This window comes from Bacteroidota bacterium, from assembly GCA_016706865.1.
GTDB lineage: Bacteria > Bacteroidota > Bacteroidia > Chitinophagales > BACL12 > UBA7236.
Genome location: JADJIS010000003.1, coordinates 796874 through 819864, shown reverse-complemented (window position 1 = coordinate 819864; position 22991 = coordinate 796874). Strand labels below are relative to the sequence as shown.

15 protein-coding genes are annotated in these 22991 nt (G+C 34.9%); 4 read left to right on the top strand and 11 right to left on the bottom strand.

Annotated elements, in window-relative coordinates; all coding sequences use genetic code 11:
* Nucleotides 1–141: 141 nt before the first annotated feature.
* The 6 genes from IPI31_12950 to IPI31_12925 all read right to left on the bottom strand — a co-directional run bounded on the left by IPI31_12950 (nucleotide 142) and on the right by IPI31_12925 (nucleotide 13040).
* Nucleotides 142–531 carry a response regulator transcription factor gene (locus tag IPI31_12950; protein MBK7568722.1) on the bottom strand — a complete coding sequence of 130 codons (390 nt, stop codon included), beginning with the start codon at nucleotides 529–531 and terminating at the stop codon, nucleotides 142–144.
* A gap of 6 nt (nucleotides 532–537) precedes the next feature.
* Nucleotides 538–4998, bottom strand: coding sequence for a PAS domain S-box protein (locus tag IPI31_12945; GenBank protein ID MBK7568721.1), 4461 nt, complete (start codon nucleotides 4996–4998; stop codon nucleotides 538–540).
* Nucleotides 4999–5316: 318 nt separating this feature from the next.
* Nucleotides 5317–6543, bottom strand: a complete 1227-nt coding sequence (locus IPI31_12940; GenBank protein MBK7568720.1) for a TCR/Tet family MFS transporter — start codon at nucleotides 6541–6543, stop codon at nucleotides 5317–5319.
* Between the two features lie 292 nt (nucleotides 6544–6835).
* The gene (locus IPI31_12935) at nucleotides 6836–7450 is read right to left on the bottom strand and encodes a class I SAM-dependent methyltransferase (GenBank protein ID MBK7568719.1); all 615 of its coding nucleotides are present in this window, start codon (nucleotides 7448–7450) and stop codon (nucleotides 6836–6838) included.
* Between the two features lies 1 nt (nucleotide 7451).
* Nucleotides 7452–11192 (bottom strand): Eco57I restriction-modification methylase domain-containing protein, encoded by a 3741-nt coding sequence (locus IPI31_12930; protein ID MBK7568718.1) that lies wholly within the window; start codon nucleotides 11190–11192, stop codon nucleotides 7452–7454.
* Nucleotides 11193–11546: 354 nt separating this feature from the next.
* Nucleotides 11547–13040 carry a dicarboxylate/amino acid:cation symporter gene (locus IPI31_12925; GenBank protein MBK7568717.1) on the bottom strand — a complete coding sequence of 498 codons (1494 nt, stop codon included), beginning with the start codon at nucleotides 13038–13040 and terminating at the stop codon, nucleotides 11547–11549.
* 186 nt (nucleotides 13041–13226) lie between these two features.
* On the opposite strand from IPI31_12925, the gene IPI31_12920 reads away from it, so the two are divergent.
* The 3 genes from IPI31_12920 (at nucleotide 13227) to IPI31_12910 (ending at nucleotide 17509) form a co-directional block, all read left to right on the top strand.
* Nucleotides 13227–13559, top strand: a complete 333-nt coding sequence (locus tag IPI31_12920) for a hypothetical protein (GenBank protein MBK7568716.1) — start codon at nucleotides 13227–13229, stop codon at nucleotides 13557–13559.
* A 42-nt stretch (nucleotides 13560–13601) separates the two neighbouring features.
* On the top strand, nucleotides 13602–16001 hold the full coding sequence (locus tag IPI31_12915) for a TonB-dependent receptor (GenBank protein ID MBK7568715.1): 2400 nt from the start codon (nucleotides 13602–13604) through the stop codon (nucleotides 15999–16001).
* 62 nt (nucleotides 16002–16063) lie between these two features.
* Nucleotides 16064–17509 (top strand): T9SS type A sorting domain-containing protein, encoded by a 1446-nt coding sequence (locus tag IPI31_12910; GenBank protein ID MBK7568714.1) that lies wholly within the window; start codon nucleotides 16064–16066, stop codon nucleotides 17507–17509.
* A gap of 7 nt (nucleotides 17510–17516) precedes the next feature.
* On the opposite strand, the gene IPI31_12905 is transcribed toward IPI31_12910, so the two are convergent.
* Entirely contained in the window at nucleotides 17517–17912 is a 396-nt protein-coding gene (locus tag IPI31_12905; GenBank protein ID MBK7568713.1) for a MerR family transcriptional regulator, read from the bottom strand.
* A 185-nt stretch (nucleotides 17913–18097) separates the two neighbouring features.
* On the opposite strand from IPI31_12905, the gene IPI31_12900 reads away from it, so the two are divergent.
* Complete coding sequence (locus tag IPI31_12900) at nucleotides 18098–18526, top strand: hypothetical protein (protein ID MBK7568712.1); 429 nt, start codon at nucleotides 18098–18100, stop codon at nucleotides 18524–18526.
* A 56-nt stretch (nucleotides 18527–18582) separates the two neighbouring features.
* Here IPI31_12900 and IPI31_12895 read toward each other — a convergent pair whose 3' ends face one another.
* The 4 genes from IPI31_12895 to IPI31_12880 form a co-directional block, all read right to left on the bottom strand.
* The gene (locus IPI31_12895) at nucleotides 18583–19050 is read right to left on the bottom strand and encodes a hypothetical protein (GenBank protein ID MBK7568711.1); all 468 of its coding nucleotides are present in this window, start codon (nucleotides 19048–19050) and stop codon (nucleotides 18583–18585) included.
* A gap of 28 nt (nucleotides 19051–19078) precedes the next feature.
* The gene (locus IPI31_12890) at nucleotides 19079–20962 is read right to left on the bottom strand and encodes a cation-translocating P-type ATPase (protein ID MBK7568710.1); all 1884 of its coding nucleotides are present in this window, start codon (nucleotides 20960–20962) and stop codon (nucleotides 19079–19081) included.
* 104 nt (nucleotides 20963–21066) lie between these two features.
* Nucleotides 21067–21609, bottom strand: coding sequence for a hypothetical protein (locus IPI31_12885; GenBank protein ID MBK7568709.1), 543 nt, complete (start codon nucleotides 21607–21609; stop codon nucleotides 21067–21069).
* A gap of 12 nt (nucleotides 21610–21621) precedes the next feature.
* Nucleotides 21622–22983 (bottom strand): efflux RND transporter periplasmic adaptor subunit, encoded by a 1362-nt coding sequence (locus IPI31_12880; protein ID MBK7568708.1) that lies wholly within the window; start codon nucleotides 22981–22983, stop codon nucleotides 21622–21624.
* Nucleotides 22984–22991 lie beyond the last annotated feature (8 nt).

The window sequence follows — 22991 nt, the reverse complement described above, 5'->3', positions numbered from 1 at the left end:
GATTTTAGTTTTTGGAGGGTCTTCATTCTTTAATTCTTTCATACCTTAATTTTTTCCCTTCCTTCCCCTTCCCTCAGACCTCACAGGTTAAAAAAAACCTGGTAGGTCGAGGGCCTTTCATTCCTTCATTTTTTCATTCCTTCATTCCTTCATTCCTTCATTCTTTTGAATTATCAACTGATCGATCTTCAACAACATATCCTGCATTTCAAAAGGTTTTGAAATAAAATCGTTTGCTCCTGCATCCAGGCAGATCTTTTTTGCATCAGGGTGAGCCGACATCATAAGAATTGGAATATGTTTTACTTCCGCATTACTTTTAAAATCTGTACAGACATTTATACCGTTCTCTCCGGACAATAGCATATCCATTATCATGATATCTGTAAGCGCATTTTGAAGGATCTCCTCAGCTTTTGTTTTGTTTTCCGCAATGGTCACAATAAAACCTTTAAATTCCAATAACATTTTGAGCATACGCCCAATATCCTGATCGTCGTCAATTACTAATATATTTGGTTTATTTCCCATTTGGATTTATTTTTTTTCAATGCATGGTAAATAAAAAGTGAATATTGCTCCCTTGTTTTTTTCACTTTCTACCTTTATGAAGCCATGATGTCTTTCAATGATCGATTTTGCAATAAACAATCCAATTCCAAAACCGGGATAGGTTTGCTCACTCATGCCTCCAACCCTATAAAACCGATCAAATATTTTTTTGTGATCTTTTTCTTCAATACCTATTCCAAAATCTTTAATACTTACTGCAATATAATTATTATCGGCCTTTACAATACGAACATCAATTGATTTATTATCAGGGGAATATTTTATGGAATTTGCAATAAAATTGATCAATACTTGTCCTAATCTGTCACGGTCACCTTCCACAAAACAGTGGTAATCGTTGTGCAGAATTATCTCATAATTAGTGTTGGTATAACGCATATCATCAATAGTTTCTGATACAAGGGCATTGATATCAAATACTTCGTTTTGTAGTGCCAATTTACTATCTTCCAGTCGTGATAGGTCCAGCATTTCTGTGATCAATCTCGTTAGTTTTACGATCTGTTTATCAATACGTATCAAGGATGTTTTGAATTGCTCTGGATTTTGATTTTCATTGTGCTGTTCCAACATCATTAATAATATCTGCACATAACCTTTTATAGATGTAACAGGCGTTTTAAGTTCATGACTAACCATTTTGATGAAATCATCCTTGCGATGGCTTTCCTCTTTGCTATCGTGTATATCTATTGAGTAACATATCCATTTTTTAACTTCTCCAAGTTCATCTTTAACAGCTGTTGACCTGCTCAAATGCCATCGGTAATCTCCCAACTTATTTAACAAGCGCAACTCCATTTCAAAATCGGTGCCATCACTTAGACTTATGTTCAATTTATTTAATGCACTTTCTGTATCTTCCGCATGAATAAGTTCTCTCCACCCCATTCCTTGCAATTCTTCAATAGGTAAATTTGTATCCGTAAACCAATTTCTGTTAAAATAATATCTATTTCCGGTTGCATCAGCAGTTGATATTTTTTGAGGAATAAAATCAGCCATTTGCCTCAGTTCCCATTCACTATCCTTTATTTTTTTGTTTAATTCTGCTTGTGAGGTAACCTCGGTTGCAATTATACCAATACCTTCAATGGTACCATTAATATCACGCTGCGGATACAAAATAAAATTGTAATATTTAAGATATGATATTCCATTTTTAGTAAGATATACTGGTGTTTCTATAGCATTGAATGCAACTCCTTTAGTAAAAACGTCATTAAAAATTTCAGGGTATCCCTGATCGATCAATTCAGGTAATAGTTCAAAATAGGTTTTGCCTATAACATCTTTTCCTTTCCCCCAAATTTCTATAATGGCGTCATTTGCAATAGTAATAATTAACTCAGGTCCTTTTAAAATTCCAATTGCAGATGGTGAGGAATAAACCATATTATAATATCTGCTTTCACTTTCTTCTAACTTTTTTCTTGCATTTACTTGTTCGGTTACGTCAATCATCATATTAATCGCACCTGTAATTTCACTTGCAACATTAAATTCAGGTTGGGGATGTTCTAATACAACAGATTGAGACCCGTCCGGTCGTTCAATGATGAGCTCCTCACCATTTAGCGTTCTGCCTTCCTTTAATGCAATGGCCATAGGACATTTATCGGCAGGAATTGGTGTCCCATCCGGCTTGTACATTTTTAGGGAGCCACACCACTTCTCAACTCCTATCTCCGGTTCACGACCCCAAATTTTTACTGCAGCATCATTAAAAAAGTTTATTTTTCCCGAATCATCACAAGAATAAACTCCTGCAGGTAAACCCTTCACTAATTGTCGGAAATGTTCTCTGCTGTTAGTTAAAACGATCTCGGCCTTTTTGAGGTCTGTGATGTCTTGTATTGCAAGTAGAATTAATTTTTCTGCTCCTTTTTCCCTTAATATTTCACTTGCATTTAATAACATGAAACGTTGCCCTAATGCAGGAAAAGTGTGTTCAACTTCAAAATTAAAAAAACTCTGCTTTTCCGGTAAGAGCGACTCCAGCAATGTTCGTAATTGTGGAATATCCCATTGTTTATTTCCAAGATCGTAAATTAATTCTCCTTCTGTTTCCAACCTATTTACTTGAAAATTTTTATAAAATGCATTACTTGCAGTTTTAACCCTTAGGTTTTTATCTAAAACAACCAGAGGTTGATGAATAGTTGCAATTATTGACTCCGAATAATCTCTTGTACTCATGATCTGATCATTCAAACTCACCATTTCCTGATTAACAATGATCAATTCTTCATTTGTACTTTGCAGTTCCTCCTTGCTGGTTTCCATCTCTTCATTTAAACTCTGCAATTCCTCACTACTGCTTAGTAATTCTTCATTAGCGCTTTGCAATTCTTCATTTGCAGCTTCCTGTTCTTCTGAAATACTGCGCATATCTTCTCTGGTTTGAGCGAGCTCCATTTCCAATTGAGTTATACGCAGATCGCGATCATCTTTTTTTACTTTAGGAGTTATATTGTTTTTTAACTTTTTTATACCCAATTCATTAATACTATCATTTACTGAATTATGATCATGAAAAAGTATCAAATAATGTGGTTCAATTGTATTCGGCAACAATATTGCTTCTATCGTAATATTATGCATCGCTCCATTTATATCTACAGGTATGTTTTTTTTAATGATCTGCTTTTTATCGCGTTTTACTTTATGTAATATATTCCGCAATTCAAAGCCCAAACCATTCCTGGCCATTTTTAATAAATTATGACTTGGTTTACCGGATGCCTGTTCCAGATAATTTCCCGTTTTACCCCTGAAATGAACTATATCCATAGCTTCATTCACAACTACACCTGCCGGAGTATATTTATTTAATAAAATATCATCCGCTGTTTTTTGAAAATCTTTTTTTATACTTTCCACTTTTGGAAATTCATTCAATTCGATGATATTTTGTTCAATACGCTGACTTGCAATTTGGATAAAACGACTAGGAGCATCTTTACGGGAAAATAATTTGTCGTTTTTCTTTATCTGACTGAAAAGTTCTGATACACCTGATGCGGTTTCTGATTTTCCGAGTAAAAGAAATCCACCCTGATTAAGTGCATAATGAAAAGTGGTCAATGCTTTTTTTTGCAGATAGGGTTCTAAATATATCAAAACATTCCGACAGCTTAATAGATCAATTTTACCAAATGGAGGATCTTTTAAAAAATTATGTACAGCAAATACACACAAATCACGTATTGATTGATTTACTTGATAACCGTTACTCGTTTTAGTAAAGAATTCTTGTAGCCGTTGTGGCGTTAACCCTATAATGTCGTCTTTTGTGTATAACCCTAACCTTGCTTTTGTTATTGCAGGTTCACTGATATCTGTGGCAAAAATTTGTACTTTTTGCTGTTGGTTTCCTAAAAATTCTTTCAGGCATATTGCAAGCGAATATACTTCTTCACCGGTACTACACCCCGCAATCCAAATACGAATCGGATCAAAACCTGAAATAGCATTTATTTTATTTTTTATAAGTGCGGGAAAAACAGTTTCGCACAAATTTTCGAAGGTTGCAGGGTCGCGGAAAAAACTTGTAACAGGAATTAAAAGATCCTGATAAAGTGCATCCTGTTCCGTTTTATTTTCGCGCAAATTTTTTAAAAAATCAGCAGGATTTTCATATTTGTTGATAGCCATTCTTCGAAGAATTCTCCGCCTTATGGTAGTTTGTTTATAATAAGTAAAATCGGTTCCTTTTCGCAATCGCAATAAAGAAAGAATTTGTTTGTAAACCTCTTCGCTTTGCTGCAACATCGAAAGTTCATCCTTGCCATTTAAAAAGGTATTTTCAACCAATTCTAAAATTTTTAGTGGGATTTCTTCAGGTCTCAAAACAAAATCTACAACACCGGCTTCTACAGCGCTTAATGGCATACTTGAATAGGCGGCAGATTCTTCATCTTGCGCAATAGTAATGCCTCCATTTTCCTTTATCGCCTTTAATCCAAGCGTTCCATCAGAAGCTGTGCCAGATAATACAACGCCAATTGCGTGACTTTGATGCACTTCTGCCAATGAGGTAAAAAAAAGATCTATTGCATGATTTCCTTTGGACTTCGAAGAATCCTTTCTGGGGCTCAACTCTAAAACACCATCATTTGCTATCAGCATTTTATTGCTTGGAATAATGTAAATATGATCAGGTGCAACCTTGATCTCATCCGAAATTTCTAATACCGGGATATTGGTCACCTTTTGTAAAAGCTCTGCCAATATACTTTCATGGCTTGGATCTAAATGCTGCACTAACACGTATGCGATTCCCGTACTTTCAGGAATTGCATGCAACAATTTTTTGAAAGCTTCTAAGCCTCCTGCTGATGCACCAATACCAACTACCGGGAAAAGATTAGCAGATTTTTCAAGTGTTTTATTAATTTCAGGTGTACTTTTTGCCTTTTTCATTTAGAGTTCGTATAAATTTACCTATATTATATAGATATATTGGCATAAAAGACAAAGTATTTTCCATTTTTGAATTTATAGGATTTCTTATGGAATGATTTTTAATACAAATGAAGTGGAATAGTACTATAAACAGTAATATCAGCTAATTTGTTTATACAAATTGTGGGGAATTAATTCCACTTAAAAATCTTAATGAAAATATAAAAAGAAATCAAGTTATATCAGAAAAGCTAAGAAAAATAATTTCTTAACATTATATCAATATTGTAATTAAACGTGAGCATTTCACCATCATAAATTTTATAAAATAGAAGCTTATTTGTGCTCAATTATTTCCACATGTTTCAAAGTTCTTCTCGCTAATATCAAACTTGTAAACATAAATAATGCTCCTAATAAAAAAGCTGCTCCTGCAAAATGAACTGGTGTTTTTTCGCCTGTGAAATACGCATAGGTATTCGTCATTAATGGAGGACCAATTATGGAAGTTAAACTCATTAAACTGGTTAATGCGCCTTGCAATTCACCTTGTTCATTGGATGGCACTTGATTAGAGATAATTCCTTGTAAGGCCGGCATTCCAATTCCACCTAAACAATAGGGAATTAAAAATACATACATCATCCAACCTTGCGATGCAATTCCAAATAATATCAACCCTATTGTATAAAATGCCAATCCATAATAAAGCGATTTTTTTTGTCCGAATCGCGGTATAGTTATACGAATTAATCCACCCTGCACAATTCCAACCATTAATCCTACAAATGCAAGTGATAAACCTACTGCAGTTCCACTCCATCCAAAGGTTCCCATGGTAAAAAAACTCCAGTTACTTTGAACGGCATGTGATGCAATATAAATACAAACTAAAGATGCAATTAACCCATAAGTAACGGGATATTTTTTTAATGCAACCAAAGATCCGACAGGGTTAGCGCGTTTCCATTCAAATTTTCTGCGTTTTTCTTTTGGCAAAGATTCCGGTAAAACAAAATATCCATATAACCAATTTAAAAAAGTAATTGCCGCTGCTCCATAAAATGGAATTCTTGTTCCAAAAGATCCCAAAAATCCACCCAATGCGGGGCCAATTATAAATCCAAGTCCAAAAGCAGCACCTATTAATCCGAAGTTTTGTGCACGTTTTTCGGGTGGAGAAATATCTGCAATGTATGCACTTGCAGTAGAAAAACTTGCACCAGTTATCCCAGCAATTATTCTTCCTAAAAATAACCAACCCAATGTAGGAGAAAATGCCATGATCAAATAATCAACACCAAAGCCAAAGAGTGCAAATAATAAAACTGGTCTTCTTCCGTATTTATCACTTAAATTACCAAGTATTGGAGAAAAAATAAATTGCATAAAAGAAAAAGCAAATAACAACCACCCACCAATTCTCGCCGCATCGCTATAATTACCGCCATTTAATTCCTTGATCAGATCGGGAAGTACCGGAATAATTATTCCAAATCCTATTACATCAATTAATAATGTAATAAAAATAAAAATCATGGATGCTTGTTTTCGGTCTTTCATAGAAATATAAAAATTGAAGGTGCAAAATTAAGTATTAGTTAGGAGGCAGGAGTCAATAGTCAGGGGGGGGGAATCGTGAGGCGTGAGGCGTGAGGCGTGAATCGTGAGTCCGGCATTGCTCGGGACTAAACCCGAAACTTTCACTTCGCCCTCCAGTGGTTGGTGAAAAACACACAACCACGGCGTAGGGATATACTCATTACTCATCACTCATCCAGTGAGACCTCCACTGAAAAAGTGGGAGCCTCACTTGCCTTATTTGCAAATGTGTCACCAAAAATGCTGGCTGTGTTTAGTTGTTTTGACGTTTGAAACTACAAAATAAAAAATTCTGTGTCGTGTTAAATGGTGTTGTGTGGTCTACGGTTACACATTTTAGTTTTTCAAAACCGTCTGTGAGTTGTTGTTGCAATTCGTCTTCGGTGTATTGATGAACATCAAGCATACTGCATTTTTTTGGACCTTTGTCGCTGAAAGTGCCTATTGCCATAAAACCAGTTACGGCTTGTCGCGCAGTTGTCAAATAAGTGTTTATGTCGGCTGTGGTTATGAGGAAATGAAAAGTTGCTCTATCGTGCCAACAGTCGTAAGTTGAAGAAGGATGAAACTCTGTTACATCGCTTACTATCCAATTTACTTTGGCTGCCTTGGCACCCAGACGTTGTTTGGCTTTTTCAATAGCTGTGGCTGAAATGTCAAGCACCGAAATGTTTTCAAAACCTTCGTCTAAAAGGTAATCAACTAATTTGCTATCCCCACCGCCAATGTCAATAATACTTGCGGTCTTGGGCAAATTAAAACTATGCACAAAGTCCAATGATGTTTTTGGAAGTTCCTGTGTCCAGCTTACTTCGTGTGGTTGTTTAGTTGCGTAAACCTTTTCCCAATGTTCTTTTCTGTTTTCCATTTTATTTTTCAATTAATTTTTGTTCGTCTGCTGTAATATGATAAAGCTCGTAAACCATTTTATCAATTAGGGTTTCATTGGCTTTGGTGTCTTCGCCTTTTTGTTTTTGGGCAATTATTTTGTCAACCAAATCATTCATTTTAGTTTCTTGTTCGATTGTTGGAATTGGTATTTGCAAAGGTGATAAGGCTTGAACACTTATAATTAAATCTCCCGTTCCTGTTTTTGGTGCAAACCGGTTTAACTCGTTTTCAATTAGTTTTGAATTTAAAACCCCAACCAAATATTTTAAATGTTTTCCTGTTGCAATGCAAGTGCTGTCTAATGAACAAAAACCTGTTTCATCATAACAGAAACGAAGTTTTGAGCCTATCCGTTTCCAAATTATTTTTGGCAAACTCAACTCTTTCCAAAAGGCAATTGTGTCTTGAGTTTCAAACCATTGGTTTGATGATTTTTTTCTTGAACCTAAACTGCCCGATTGCTCTAATTTGGCTTTCCCAAATGTTAAAAGATGATTTTCAACCGATGGATATTTTTTAATATCCAATTTCAATGCTGGAAAAGTTCCGATAATATATGAATTAGAAGAATTTGAAAAATACTTATCAATTTCTCTACCTCTGAATAATGGTTTTATAATTTCTTCTGCACTTTTATTTTCTTTAATTAAACGGTCTTTAGTTTCTTCATTAATTAAAAATGCCTCATTGAAACCAGTTTTAATTCCGAAGTTAATCTTCAAATCCCAGTTGGATAAAGCCGTACCGCATTCATTTATTTTGTGGTAAATCTTCCAAAGGTTTTCACTTTGAAAAATCCATTGTCCGTTGTTGAATAGTGCTTGTTTATATTCTTTGCCTTCTTCTTTTACAACGGTTTCTAAATTCTCAGGCATGGCTAAAACATCCAAGTAGGTAAATGTTTTAGATAGTTGTTCTTTTTTGAATTGAATGATAGCAACTTTAACAGTAGCTTCATCAAAAACATTCACCTTATCAAACTCAATTATTTGTTGTAATAATGTATTTTGAATTAGGTAAGAACGCAAGTTGTCGCCATAACTCACTTTGAAAAACTTGTTTGAAACAATGAAAGATAAACCGCCTTTTGGTCTTAATATTTTGTTTCCTAATTCAAAAAAGTAAGTAAGAATATCGGCACTGCTATTGAATACGGTAAAATCTTTTTCTAATTGCGGTTTAAGTTGTTTTATTTCCTCGTGTCTTATGTAAGGAGGGTTTCCGATTATTACATCAAAGCCTTCAAATTCTCCGTTATTACTCAATACTTCAGGAAATTCAAACCTCCATTCAAAAGCATTTTTGTAAATAGCATTGTTTTTAATCTCCTCAATTTCTTTTGAAAGTTTAGTAATTTCTAGCTCTAATTTTGCTTGGGTTTCCTTTTGTTTCTTTTTTTGTTTGCTATCAAGTTCAAATAATTTTACTTGGTTAAGTAAATTGAATAATTCTCCGCTTAGTTTACTTAGTTTAACTTGCTTTGGGTCATTGTTGCTTATTTCCGTTCTGAAATCGTTTTTAATGCTGTCAATAATTTTCTGCAAACCCCTTTTTACATCACGGCTTTTTTCGTTTTTGTAATCGTTTACAAAACTTTTGTATGCTTTTATATCATACTTAATGCTTTTCAGTGCTTTGCTCAAATCTGCATCTAAAGGGAAACGGCTCAATAAACTGTTTCCGCATTTAATATTGATATCTATATTTGGAAGTGTTTCAAGTTCTATAAACTTAGTTTCTTCCTTGTAATAGGCGTTTTTCAATAGTTCTATCCACAAACGCAAACGGCAAATTTTTACTGAATTTGGATTGATGTCAACGCCAAACAAACAATTTTCAATAATGGTTTGCTTTTCTTGGAATAGCGTCTTTTGAACGCGGTTACTTTCTATATTCTTTGGATTGTAAGCAATGATGTTTCCGTTTTCATCGGTAATTATCAATTCATCATTTACAATTTCAATTTCATAATCTCTTAGCGTTTTTCCTTTTTCATCTATCAAAATTCCTAACTCACTTTTAACTGCAATAATTTCGTTCAATGCCGAAACTAAAAAGTGTCCGGAACCTACTGCTGGGTCGCAAATTTTAAGCGAATTGATTATTTCGTTTGCTTCCTTTTTGTCGTCAATTTTATTGTAGAGTTCATCAAATTGTTTGATGTTCCATTTTTTTGCATCGTTAAATTTCTCAACCACAGCCAAACGAATGGACTGTTTGCACATATACATTGTAATAAATGCAGGTGTAAACACTGAACCGTCTTTGTAGCCATTTATTTTCTCAAACACTTTACCAAGCACCGAGGCATTGATAATTGTTTTGTTGTCTTCTTGCACATCTTCCGCACCTTCACTGGCAAAATCGTAAGCATCTAAAAACTGAAAAAGATAATTAAGAGTGGGCAGCGAAGCTTCCTTCTTCTTTATATCTTTTAAAATTGTTGTTCCAATTAATTCAAGTTGTCCGCTGTCATCAAGCGAATTTATTTTTATGGTTTGGTCTTCTAATTCGCTGATTTCAAAAAGCGAACTATTCAAATATGGAACTCTGCTGTATTTGGTTTTTATTCCTTCGCTTCTGTCTTCAAGATTTATCGCTAAAACTTTATGAAACAGTTTAAACAGTTCGTCAAAGTCGTGTATAGTATCGGAATTTAAGAATCGGTAATCTTTATTTCCCTGATGATAAGTTATGAGTTGTCCTTCCAACAACTTCAAAAACAAAATTCGGTTTATCCAGGTAATGCAAAGTTCAAGCGCAACATTAAAAACTCTTTCCTCTTTATTTTCTCCGTAAATAGATTGGTCGGGCAAACGATGAAATGGGTCGTCAGTAACCAAGGCTTCAATAGTTGCCTCAATAAGAGAAGCAGCGAAGCGGGTTTCTTTTTTTCTGCGGATTATGTTTTTGCCGTTTTCTTTTGCTTCTTCCAGTCCAATGATGTGAAGCAATTCTTTGTAGAATTTTTCATTGAGGGAATTGCTGTCGTTTGGCGTTGCAATTTTTAATAAATGCTGTGGTGAAAGTATTTTGAGTAATGCAATTAGCTCACGGTCATCCTCTTTTTTGTTATTGCGTAAAACCTTGTCATACTCTCTGATGTCGAAGTAAACACAAGGGATTTCAACATCAATTTTGGAAACTATTTTAGCAATTTCCTCATAGAAAAATGGGTTGTCTTTTTTGTCGTTGAGTTTGGTTTCATACAGTTTTTTGATTTGGGTATTGCGGTAAATATGCTTGTCAAAATAGTTTGCATCTATAATAAACCATTCGTGAACATTGGTAATTACCAACTGTTTCAGTTGATTGTTTCCTGCTTGGTTTCTTTCATCTAAGTAGTAAAAAATAAGTTCGTGAAGTGCTTTTTTGTTGGGATTGTCAGCCGTTACCATTTCTCCAATGTTGGTTGGTCGTTTGGCTTCAATTATTACTCCAACTTCACTATTTGTTGTTTTGTCTAAGTGTATTACAAGGTCTTTTTTGTCTTTGGTATTGATGGCGTTGGTGTCACGGTAGTAAGTGTCCCGCAAGAAGTCACGCAGGTCGTTTTTTAAATGTTCTTCGCTTTCATCCTTAGGTCGTTTTTCAATAACGCTGATTTTGTCGAGCAAAGCAATGAGGTTTGTTTTGAAAACGTCAATTTCGCTTCTCAGAGGTTTCTGCTTTAAGAAGGCTTTTAATGCTTTTTTCGGTGTCTGCGTTACTAATTTCATCAAATATGCTTTGTCAATGATTTAGGTCGTAAAGTTAAGTTTTAAAACCGTTTTTCAGTCCAAAGTTGCCGTCGAATTGTCAGGAGTCATTAGTCAAGAAGAAAAACTTACATCAGACGAGATTCAAACTCACCACTCACTATTCACCATTCACCAAATTTTTAGTCAGGGGGAAAATTCGTGAACCGTGAGTCCGGCATTGCTCGGGACTAAACCCGAAACTTTCACTTCTCCCTCCAGTGGTTGGCGAAAAACACACAACCACGGCGTAGGAGACGAGAACGCCACTCATTCCTCATAACTCATTACTCATCCAGTGAGACCCCCACTGAAAAAGTGGGAGCCTCACTTGTGTCAATCTTCTAGCGCATTCTCCCACTTGCTCACTGCTGCAGTTGCAATTGCGTTTCCGATTACGTTCGTAGCGCTTCTTCCCATGTCGAGAAAAGTATCGATTCCCAATAATAAAATTAATCCTGCCTGTGGAATATTGAACATAGAAATTGTTGCCGCAATTACAACCAGACTTGCACGAGGCACTGCAGCAATTCCTTTACTGGTGATCATTAAGGTTAGCAACATTGTAATTTCCTGCGAAAGTGTAAGATCAATTCCATAACACTGTGCAATAAATATACTTGCAAAGGTCATGTACATCATGCTCCCATCAAGATTAAATGAATAACCTAAAGGAAGTGTAAAACTCACGATCTTATTATTGCATCCGAAGCGCTCGAGTTCTGTAATTAATTTGGGAAAGGCAGCTTCACTGCTTGCTGTACTGAATGCCAATAAAAAAGGTTCTTTAATTCGTCGCAATAAAGTAAAAACTCTTTTGCGAAGTACGGCAAATCCTGCAGAAATTAATAGGACCCACAATATTAATAAACCGAGATAAAATTCACCCATAAATACTGCATAAGTAACTAAAACATCTAATCCTTTAGTTGTAATTACAGAACACATTGCTGCAAAAACCGCATAAGGTGCAAATCCCATTACATAAATGGTAATTTTTATCATGATATGCGAAAGTGTATCTAATGCATTTACAATAGGTTTTGTTTTTTCACCAATTGCAGCACATGCAACGCCAAAAAACAAACTGAATACTACGATCTGTAATATTTCATTTTCTGCCATTGCTTTAAATATGCTTGTAGGAAATACATGCGTAATAAAAGTAACAAACGATAGTGCACCACCATCCACTCCGGTGGAAACATTATCAGCGGGTAATGGCAAATTCATTTGTGCCCCGGGTTGAAATGCATTTACCAATACCATCCCAAGTGTGAGAGAAACAAGGCTTGCAGTAATAAACCACAACATCGTTTTCCCTCCTACTCTTCCAACAGTTTTTACATCTCCGGTTTTTGCAATACCTACAATTAAAGTTGACAAAACCAGCGGGGCAATTATCATTTTAATGAGGGATAAAAAAATTGTGGTGAGTATTGAGATATTTGAGGCGATCTTCTTTATTAGTGTAATTTCAACTGTTCCGTTTTTTGCTCCGCTTATTTTACTATCAAGGTCATTGGCATCACCCGAACTTATAATGCCTGGTACGAAGGTTACCGATTTATTAACAAGAGTGGTTACCACCCCTTTACCAAGACTATCCGTTATCATTTGTTTTTCAGCAGCTGTTTTAACTGTGTAGACAACAACTTCATGTTTAACATTCCCATAGTCGAGAATAATACTTTCCTTTCCGGTAAAATCCTTATTTGGAGTGTATGTTAACTCTTTTCCGGTGGCATTCTTATGTAATAAGGCGCCAATAAAAATACCCAATGCCATTGCAACAAGAATGAATACCGTTAATTTGTTCGACTTCGACATGTATTAAATTTTGCCCTAAGATATAAGATTCCCTCAACTTGGCAACTTTCAGGGTAAATAGAAATGAATCCTCCACAGCACGCACACTTGCTCAATAGAGATAGATTTGGAATGGAACTTTTAAGGCGTAAATTTTGTTAACATGCCTTAACTTCAAATACACAAGGTAGTATTATCTTTGCATCAATGCCCAAAACTAATTTCTACAAGCCGATAGCTGCATTATCACTGCTGATATTATTCTTTGCAACGATAGTCAGCCGGGATTTCTACCACTTATTAGGGCATAAGGATGAAGTTACCTGCAGTGAACATGATAATAACACCGCTCATTTTCATGAATTAGATAAATGTAATATTTGTGATCATAATTTTTCTGCCGGCAATGAGTCGGAGATTTTTTTAATTTCTGCGACACATTTCATTTATATCTCCTTTGAATCATCCTGCATAACACAATATTCATTAGATCTATTTTTTCAGAATCCCGATTCCAGGGGCTCTCCTATTTCTGCATAGTGAAAATTCACTTATTTTTTTAAATTTTTAATTACTTGATTTATGCAGAAATTTATCTATGCGATGAGCATAATATATATATTATATAATTCATCAGCTTATACACAAATTAGCCTATCCGGTACTATTTACGAATCGGCAAATAACAATACATTACCGGGTGCTTCTATATATTTTCCAGACCTTAAAACCGGGTCGACTGCCGATGCTGATGGCAAATTTGTTATAAATAATCTACCGGCAAAAAAGGTATCTGTTCAAATTACCTATATAGGATATGAATCTATTGTGGAAACAATTGATCTTTCAAATATTAAAGTAAAGGATTATATTTTAACAGAAACATTTACAGAAATAAAAGAGATCGTTGTTACGGGATTATCCCGATCAGCGGAAGCAAACAGAACACCAACACCAATTTCTGTGATCACTAAAAATGTTTTGTTACAAAACACCTCTACAAATATTATTGATGCATTAAGCACACAACCAGGAATATCAAATATATCTACAGGTCCCGCCATTGGAAAACCACAGATAAGGGGACTGGGATATAATAGAGTTGTAATTGTTAACGATGGAATTAAACAAGAAGGGCAACAATGGGGCTATGAGCATGGAATAGAAATTGATGAATATTCTGTCAACAGGATCGAGATATTAAAAGGTCCTGCCAGTTTAATGTATGGCTCAGATGCAATGGCAGGTGTAATTCATTTTATTGGTGCTCCTACTCTGCCTGATAAAACAATTAAGGCAAATATTTTAAGTAATTATCAAACTAATAACGGATTGATAGGCTATTCAGGAAATATTGCCGGAAATAAAAATGGTTTGATTTGGAGTGCACGATATAGCGGAAAAATGGCGCATGCATATCAAAATAAATATGATGGATATGTATTTGGAAGTGGGTTTAAGGAGAAGGCAACAAATGGAACAATTGGTTTGAATAAAAAATGGGGATATAGTCATATTGATGCTGCAATTTATCAATTAAATGTCGGATTAGTAGAGGGAGAACGTGACAGCGCTACAGGGCTATTTATATACCCGGTTGCACTGAATGATAGCACCATAGAGGATGTAATTGCAGAAAATTCTGTTTCAAAAAGTTATGATCTGCATTTGCCTAAACAGAACATCCAACATTACAAAGTGGCATTGAACAATAGTATTGTTGTAGGCGATGGTATTGTGGATCTGATATTAGGCTGGCAACAAAACAACAGAAAGGAATTCGAAAATTTGTTTGATCCTGATGAATATGCATTATACTTTAAAATGAACACAATTAATTATGCAGCTCATTATTTATTTCCCGAAAAAAATAAATGGAGTTCTTCTATCGGCATTAATGGTATGCAACAAAGTTCACAAAATCTGGGGGTAGAGGTGCTGATTCCCGAATACACTCTTTTTGATATTGGTGTTTTCTTAGCAACTAAAAAAACGGTCGGCAATTTTGATCTGGCTGGCGGCTTACGTTATGATATGCGGTCATTGATTGCGCAAGAATTTATTTCAGAAGAGGACGAGGAGATAATTTTTACAGCGTTTGATCGCAATTTTTCAGCGGTGTCAGGAAGTATTGGGGCTACCTATCAAATAAATGAAAAGATGCATAGTAAACTAAACATTTCACGAGGATTTCGCTCACCAAATATTGCTGAACTGGGTTCAAACGGTGTTCATGAAGGCACATTCAGATATGAGATAGGGAATACAGAACTTGACCCTGAAACAAGTTTACAAATGGATGCATCTTTCGCTTATGACGGGGAACATATTTCATTTAAGGCGGATATTTTTAATAATGCTATTCAAAATTTTATTTATTTGAGGAAATTAAACACAGCATCCGGAAGTGACTCCTTAATTAATGCAGAAGGAGAATTTTTTGAAGTTTTTACATATGCACAAGGAAAAACGAATTTAGCAGGAGTAGAAATAATTTTAGATATACATCCCCATCCTTTTCACTGGTTACATATCGAAAATAGTTTTTCGTTTGTAAATGCCGAACTTCAAAATGCAACAGATTCCACAAAATTTCTACCGTATACCCCGGCAGCAAAATTGATCTCTGAACTCAGGGGTGATTTTAAACAAGTAAATAATTTTTTGGGTAACAGTTATATTCAAATACAAATGGAAAATTATTTTGCACAAAACCATATTTTTTCAGCATACAATACAGAGACTAAAACTCCCGGATATTTATTGTTAAATGCAGGATTTGGAACAGATATATTATCAGAAAAGAAGGTACTATTCTCTGTTTATATTACGGTAAATAATCTCACAGATGTAGCTTATCAAAGCCATTTGAGCCGATTAAAATACAGTGAAATAAATTATGCAACAGGAAGAACCGGTGTATATAATATGGGCAGAAATATGAGTTTAAAATTGAATATACCTGTTAATATTAAGTCATAATTCACATTCAGTAAGTGGATTTTGACTTTTTAGTATTATATTTGATAAAACAATAAATGTTTATGCGATCTTTTACCTATATACTTTGTTTAATCTCTATACAATTATCAGCTCAAACAGGGATCATTTGGAGTGAACCAATTATGATTTCTGACGAAACAACCGGATATGATCATCCAAGAATTGCTTTAACCGGAGATGATGGTGCAGTGGTGATCTGGGGAAATGAGGGCGACATGTACTTTTCAAGACAGGAAGGAATTTCCTTCACTACGCCTCTTATGTTAAACAGTCCTGAAACATCAATATCCACTTTTTCCTGGGCAGGTCCTGATATTGCCTCTAAGGGCGATACAATATATATTGTATTTAAGGAAGAACCGGAAGACATGGCACGTATTTATTGTGTTGCCTCTTATGATGGTGGAATTACATTTGATACACTGGAAATTGTTGATGGCATGATAGGTGATCATTATTCCAGGTTCCCATCTGTTACCGTTAAGGAAGATGGAAATCCCGCAATTGCATTTATGAAATTAAATACATCCTTTCTCGACCCAAAATATGTTGTAGTTACATCAGATGATTTTGGAAATAGTTTCAATATGGATGTGACCGCAAGTAATTTTTCGGGAGGAGAAGTTTGTGATTGTTGCCCTGTTGGAATAACTGCAAAAGATAATTATGTTGTTACTTTATATAGAGACAATTTAGATAATCTCCGAAATAGTTGGGCAGGAATTTCTACTGATGGAGGAATTAGTTTCGAAAATGGAATTCAGATAGATCAAACCGACTGGACCGTTTTTGCATGTCCTGCAAGCGGACCTGATGGCGTTATTATTGGTGATAATTTATATTCTGTTTTTATGAGTGCGGGTGAAGGTGATTCTAGGGTTTATTTTTCCACTTCATCATTAACCGAATTTACAGATGAACCTGACATGCGTGTTTCGCCGGAATTTGAAGGTTTATCTGTTCAAAACTATCCTCGGATTGCAAGTTTTGGAAATGCAGTAGCAATGGTTTGGAAACAGGTTGAGAATTCAAAAGCTACAATTCCCATTTCGTTCACCAATGATATTAATAACGGGTTTCCACCTGATTATGATACAATCGCATATCTCGATTTTTATGGGTTAGAAAATGCGGATGTTGCAGTTTCATCCAATAAGGTACATGTGGTGTGGCAAGATAATTATTCAAATGCGGTAATGTATAGAGAAGGCACCTATGTTGAACCTGTTCTATTGGAAGAGGCCACAACTCAAAACGTAATTAAAGTGTTTCCAAATCCGGCTGAATCTGCATTTAACATTAACAGTGAAATTGGTTTGGAAACTATTAGGTTATACGATGCGCAGCAAGGAATTGTTAAAAACCTAGATTTGAATGGCAATAAAATAGTTAATATACCAATAAATAAATTGACCCCTGGTTTATTTTTAATAGTAATAAAGGATGTGAATGGTGCGGTTCACACAGAAAAAATTATCATTCAATAATTTTAAACTAATTCAATAAAATAGCACAATTATCAGTTTCGGAATTCCCGCATTTGCCAAAACATTCAGAAACTTTTGTTAACATACTTTGTCTCAACTCGAGCATAAGTCTGATTCTTTCATCTATAATTTTAACTTTCTCCTCAATTCTTAAAGCAATATTATCACAGGTTGCTACTTTCATTTCCATAAGATCAAGAATTTCTGAAGTTTCGTTCAATGTAAATCCAAACTCCTTTACTCGTTTGATGGTTAATAATCTTTCTAGAATATCTTCAGAATATTCCTTGTAGTTATTTTCCCTTCGAGATCTACGTGGGACTTTAATAAGCCCATGTTTTTCATAAAAACGAATGGTATCTCGAGAGAAACCAGTTCTGATTGCTAATTCGCCTATAAGCATTTTTTCATAATATTTTTAGAATTTAAAGAACACCATAGACTATACTCCATGGTTTAACTTTACAAAAAAAAGCAATAATTATGAAAAAAACCACTTTTAACGCAAGTTTAATTTTAGTTCTGGTATCTAGTCTATTTTTAGGCAGTTGTCAAGCGATTCAGGATTGTTTTAGTAAAAAAGACAAAATGAGAAATTCAGGATCAGAATGCAGTTCTTGTGAGGAGGGCACTTGCAAGGTGCATGATCATACGTTGGCAAACGATTCGATAAATTCGGCATCAACGAAGATATCAAATCAACAATTGACAAATACAAAGTCAGCATTTATGTGTAATCTCACGAGTCCGGAATTGCAAAAAAGAAAGGAAGTTGTTCTTCAAAGTTTGCGTGAAAAAATGGTCGAAAAAAAGGAATTGGCCAATGGATTTGCTTTCAAGTTTTCCGGTGATGATGTTATGCTTGATGAGTTAACTGAATTTATTAAGACAGAAAGAAAGTGTTGCAATTTTTTCACGTTTAATTTATCCTTAATTGGAAGCCAAAATGCAGCCTGGTTAGAGATTACGGGAGGCGAAGGGGTCAAAGAATTTATAACGGTAGAACTTGAGCTATAAAACAAATACTAAGCCCTATAATTGAAAAAATTTACAATTTGATTTATAACAATATTTCACTCCATACATTTATTATTCAATGCGCCTTGTTGCACCCACTGGAGTATAATATCAATTTCGATTGTAGAAAGCGGTGCGTTTGGCGAAGGAGGCATTCTATGATCTGGATCTGTGGAAGTAATATTTTCCAATAATTCACCTTCATGTGTATCATAGGGAACAATATCGGTTGTGGACATTAAATTTTCGTAAGAACATAATATAACGTCATTTCTTGCGGTTATCGGATCGTGACAACCACTTAATGCACACTTGGTTAGCAAAATTGGGAATACATCGTTTTGAAAATATACTGTGTCTTCATGTCGCGGGATCGTATTATTTTCAATTGTATCTATTTCACCACATCCTAATGGGGGTGTAAGTATTACTTCCTCAATATACAGTGAATTGTGTTGGCAGGAAATGATAGTACAACCCAAAAGGAAGTTTAGTATAAATCCTTGTATATCATTAAGTTTCAAAATTGAGTAAGTATTTGTTTAGATAAAATTACTTAAAACGCATCAAATTTAAACTAACTAATATTACAATCAAAGTAACACCGACATCCGCTGTTATAGCCAATGCCAGATTACTAAAACCCAAAAAAGCTAAAACAATAAAAACAAATTTAACCAAAACTGCGGCTATTGTGTTTATTCTGATGCGGTTTAATGTTTTTTTACCGAGGCGGATCAAAAATGGAATTTTGGATAAATTATCATTCATCAAAGCAACATTTGCCGTTTCAATTGCGGTATCGCTTCCTGCTGCTCCCATGGCAATACCCACTGTAGAAAGTGCAAGTGCAGGTGCATCATTTATACCATCTCCCACCATGGCCACAAAGGTGTATTCCTGCAAAAATTCTTTTATTTTTTTTGCTTTATTTTCCGGTAACATGTTACCAAAAACATGCTGAATATTAACATGATCAGCAACGTATTTTGCCGCTTTTTCATTATCGCCTGTCAGCATTATTGGTGTTACACCTAATGCAATTAATTCCTGAATTGCAACTTTACTATCTTCCTTAATTTCATCAGTTAATCCGATAATTCCGGCAACTCCATCACCGAAACTGATCACAACACTAGTTTTACCTTCATTGGACAATCTTTCCACTATTTGTTCCGCCTCTTTGGTAACAGATTGATTTTCTTTTATGAAATCCAATTTACCAATAAAAATATGTTCATCCTTGCATACCAAACATTCTGCAACTAAACCCTTACCCATTTCGCTTTTAAAATTCTTTACAGCATGCGGTGCAAATCCTTCGGCAATACTAGCATCAACAATTGCCTGAGCAAGAGGGTGTTCAGAAAACATTTCTGCTCCTGCTGCACAAGCGAGCAATTCTTCTTTATCCTTTACATTTAATGGAATAATATCTGACACTACCGGTTTACCATAAGTTATGGTACGCGTTTTATCCAAGGCAATTGCTTTAATTTTTGCCAATGCCTCTAAATATTTTCCCCCTTTAACTAATATCCCTTTCGAAGAAGCATTTCCTATTGCCGCATAAAATGCGACGGGAGTAGAAATTACCAATGCACAAGGGCATGCAATAACTAACAAAGCAATAGCTTGATTCAACCACTTTTCTAATGGTTGATCTAAAATAAAAACAGGAATTACAAATAACAAAACAGCTAATAATATAATTGCAGGAGTGTAACTTTTGCTGAATTTCTGAATAAATTTTTGTGTGTCCGATTTATTTGCCTGCGCTTCAAATGTAAGTTGAATGATCTTCGAGAAGGTTGTATCTGCAGATATTTTTGTTGTTTCCACTTCAATAAAACCGTGTTGATTAAGAGTGCCTGCAAATACAATATCACCTTTATGTTTATCTTTTGGAATTGGTTCGCCTGTAATGGTAGCCTCGTCCACAGCTGTTGATCCTTCTGTAATAATGCCATCCATAGGAATATAACTACCTGGTTTTATTTGGATTATGGTGCCGATACTTATTTGATCTATCATCATCTCGGCTCCCCTGCTTTTTATCGTAGCTGTTCTTGGAGTTTTTGCAACCAATTCGTCCAATGCTGATTTACTATTTTCAATTCCAATATCCTCCAAGCGTTCGCCCAATACGTACAATACAATAACAACGGCAGCTTCGGGGTATTCTCCTAAATAAAATGCACCTACAGCAGCGATCAACATTAATAAATTGATGCTGCTGAATTGTAATTTTAATAAGGCATTTAAACCACTCCATAATACTTTATATCCTATTGCAAAAATAAATCCTGCATAAATGAATGGAGCAAGTGGCATAGGTATTTCTATCCCTGTAAGAGATAGAATCTCTAAAATGATCACAAGGGAAACTGCGAATAATAAAAATATAAATTTTTTGTCGTTGATTGGTAACTTCATCACATTTTTTTTTAAAATTGGCTACATAAATGGCGGGTGTTAACCCTGCCCTCAACATCCCGGTTTTGGCAATCAGGATGAGAGAACAGAGTTTCACCCATATACTAATTTATTTTGTACAAAATCAATTCGTTAAAAATAATATTTATAGATTTTTCAATACCTTTTTTCTCCATCTCATCAAAATATTTAGTAATATCCATATTTATTGTAGCAGAAAAATTACAACTTGCACTACCTGATTTTAAATGCGTAATAGTCGCATTAAAGGAAAGAGGGATAACATAATTGTCATACTCCAAATCTCCTTCTACTACTACAAATAAAGGAGGATGTTCTTTAGTAGCATCATATTCACCAATAATTTTCCCCTTAAATGTTATTTCATTTTCAAATTCCTTTTTTATAAGTGAGTCTATCTGGTAGTTATTACTTTTCAATGATTTAACAGGTAAATTAAAGTTTACTTCATTGGTTTGATAATCAAAAATAAAATATAAACTATTACTTTCAGCAATAATTAAACTGTCATTATATATCCCAGAAATTAATACAGGCCCATTTGTTAGTCTGTAATAATTTTGTGATAAAGTAACTTCCGTAAACAGTAAGAAACTAATAATTGTTAAACTGAATTGAAATTTCATGATTCATTCATTTTAATGTGCATGCGCTTCACCCTCATTACTCAATGAGCCCAATAAATAAAAAGCCCCGTTTATTACAATTTTTTCTCCTTCCATATAGTCGCCAAGTGGCGTTATTTCCGTATAACCACCCTCTGTGATTCCACGTTTAACCGGCATTTTTTCAAACACATATTTATCACCCGGTTTCATTTCTATTGTTGTGATCACCTTAGGCTCTTCGTGGTGCGCAACCTCCTCTCCTTCTGCATGTGCATGTTCCTCGTCTGCGTGAGCAGCTTCATCATGTCCATGTGCATCTCCTTCGTGTGCATGTTCATCACCGGCATTTACTTCTAACTGATGGTCAATTGCCCAAATAAATACATAATCTCTTCCTGCTTCACTTACAATTGCATTTGTTGGAATTGCAGTTGTAGAAATATTTTCTATTTCAATATTAGCAGAAACATTCATACCTTCTATTAATCCGGATTTTTCGCCGGTAATTATTGCATGAATGGGAATAGACTTTGTTTCGTTTTCAAATGCACTCCCAACAGCAAAAATTGTTGCGCTAAAACTCTTGCCAGGTAAATTTGTAAGCGTAAAATTTACCTTTTGGTTGATTTTAATTTTCATAAGATCCTGTTCAAATACAAACAGGTCGAGGTGCAATTGTGAATTATCCACAACATCCAAAATTGTTCGTGACATTTCAACGGAACTACCAATATTTACGTCTATATGGCTAACATATCCGCTTACCGGACTTGTAACAGAAATTACTGATGTTAATTTATCGGCATCCAAATTTTCGGCATTAATACCCAATAATGCTAATTGTTGTTTTAATGAACTTAATTTAGCTTTTAATGAACTATAATTTGCCTGAGCTTGCTGCAAGTTTTTTTGCGCAGAAACGTTACTTACACTTAAATCTTTTTGCCGTGTTAACTCTTGTTCTGCAAAAAGCAAATCTGATTTTGTAGTTAGGTAATTTTCCTGCATTCCAATAAAATCTTTATTTACAATGGTTACCAATGTTTTGCCTTTATTCACATATTCACCTTCCTTCACAAAAATCTGCTGAACAATTCCTCCCACTAAAGCAGTAACATCTGCCTTGTTTTGAGGAGGCACCTTTAAATAGCCGGTTGCCGTCAAGGTTCCGGTCAAATTTCTTTGAACCAAATCCCCAAGTTGAATATCAATTGATTTAAATTGGTCCTGCGTAAGTATAGCCAATTTACCTGCATGCTCCTCACCATGCTCGTCATGGCCTTCCTCCTCATGATCTCCGTGTTCTTCTGCCGTTTTACTCACTTTGCCACAGGCAGCAAAAAATAGTATAATTGAAAATGATATTGTGAAATAAAAAATATATTTTTTCATAAAACTAA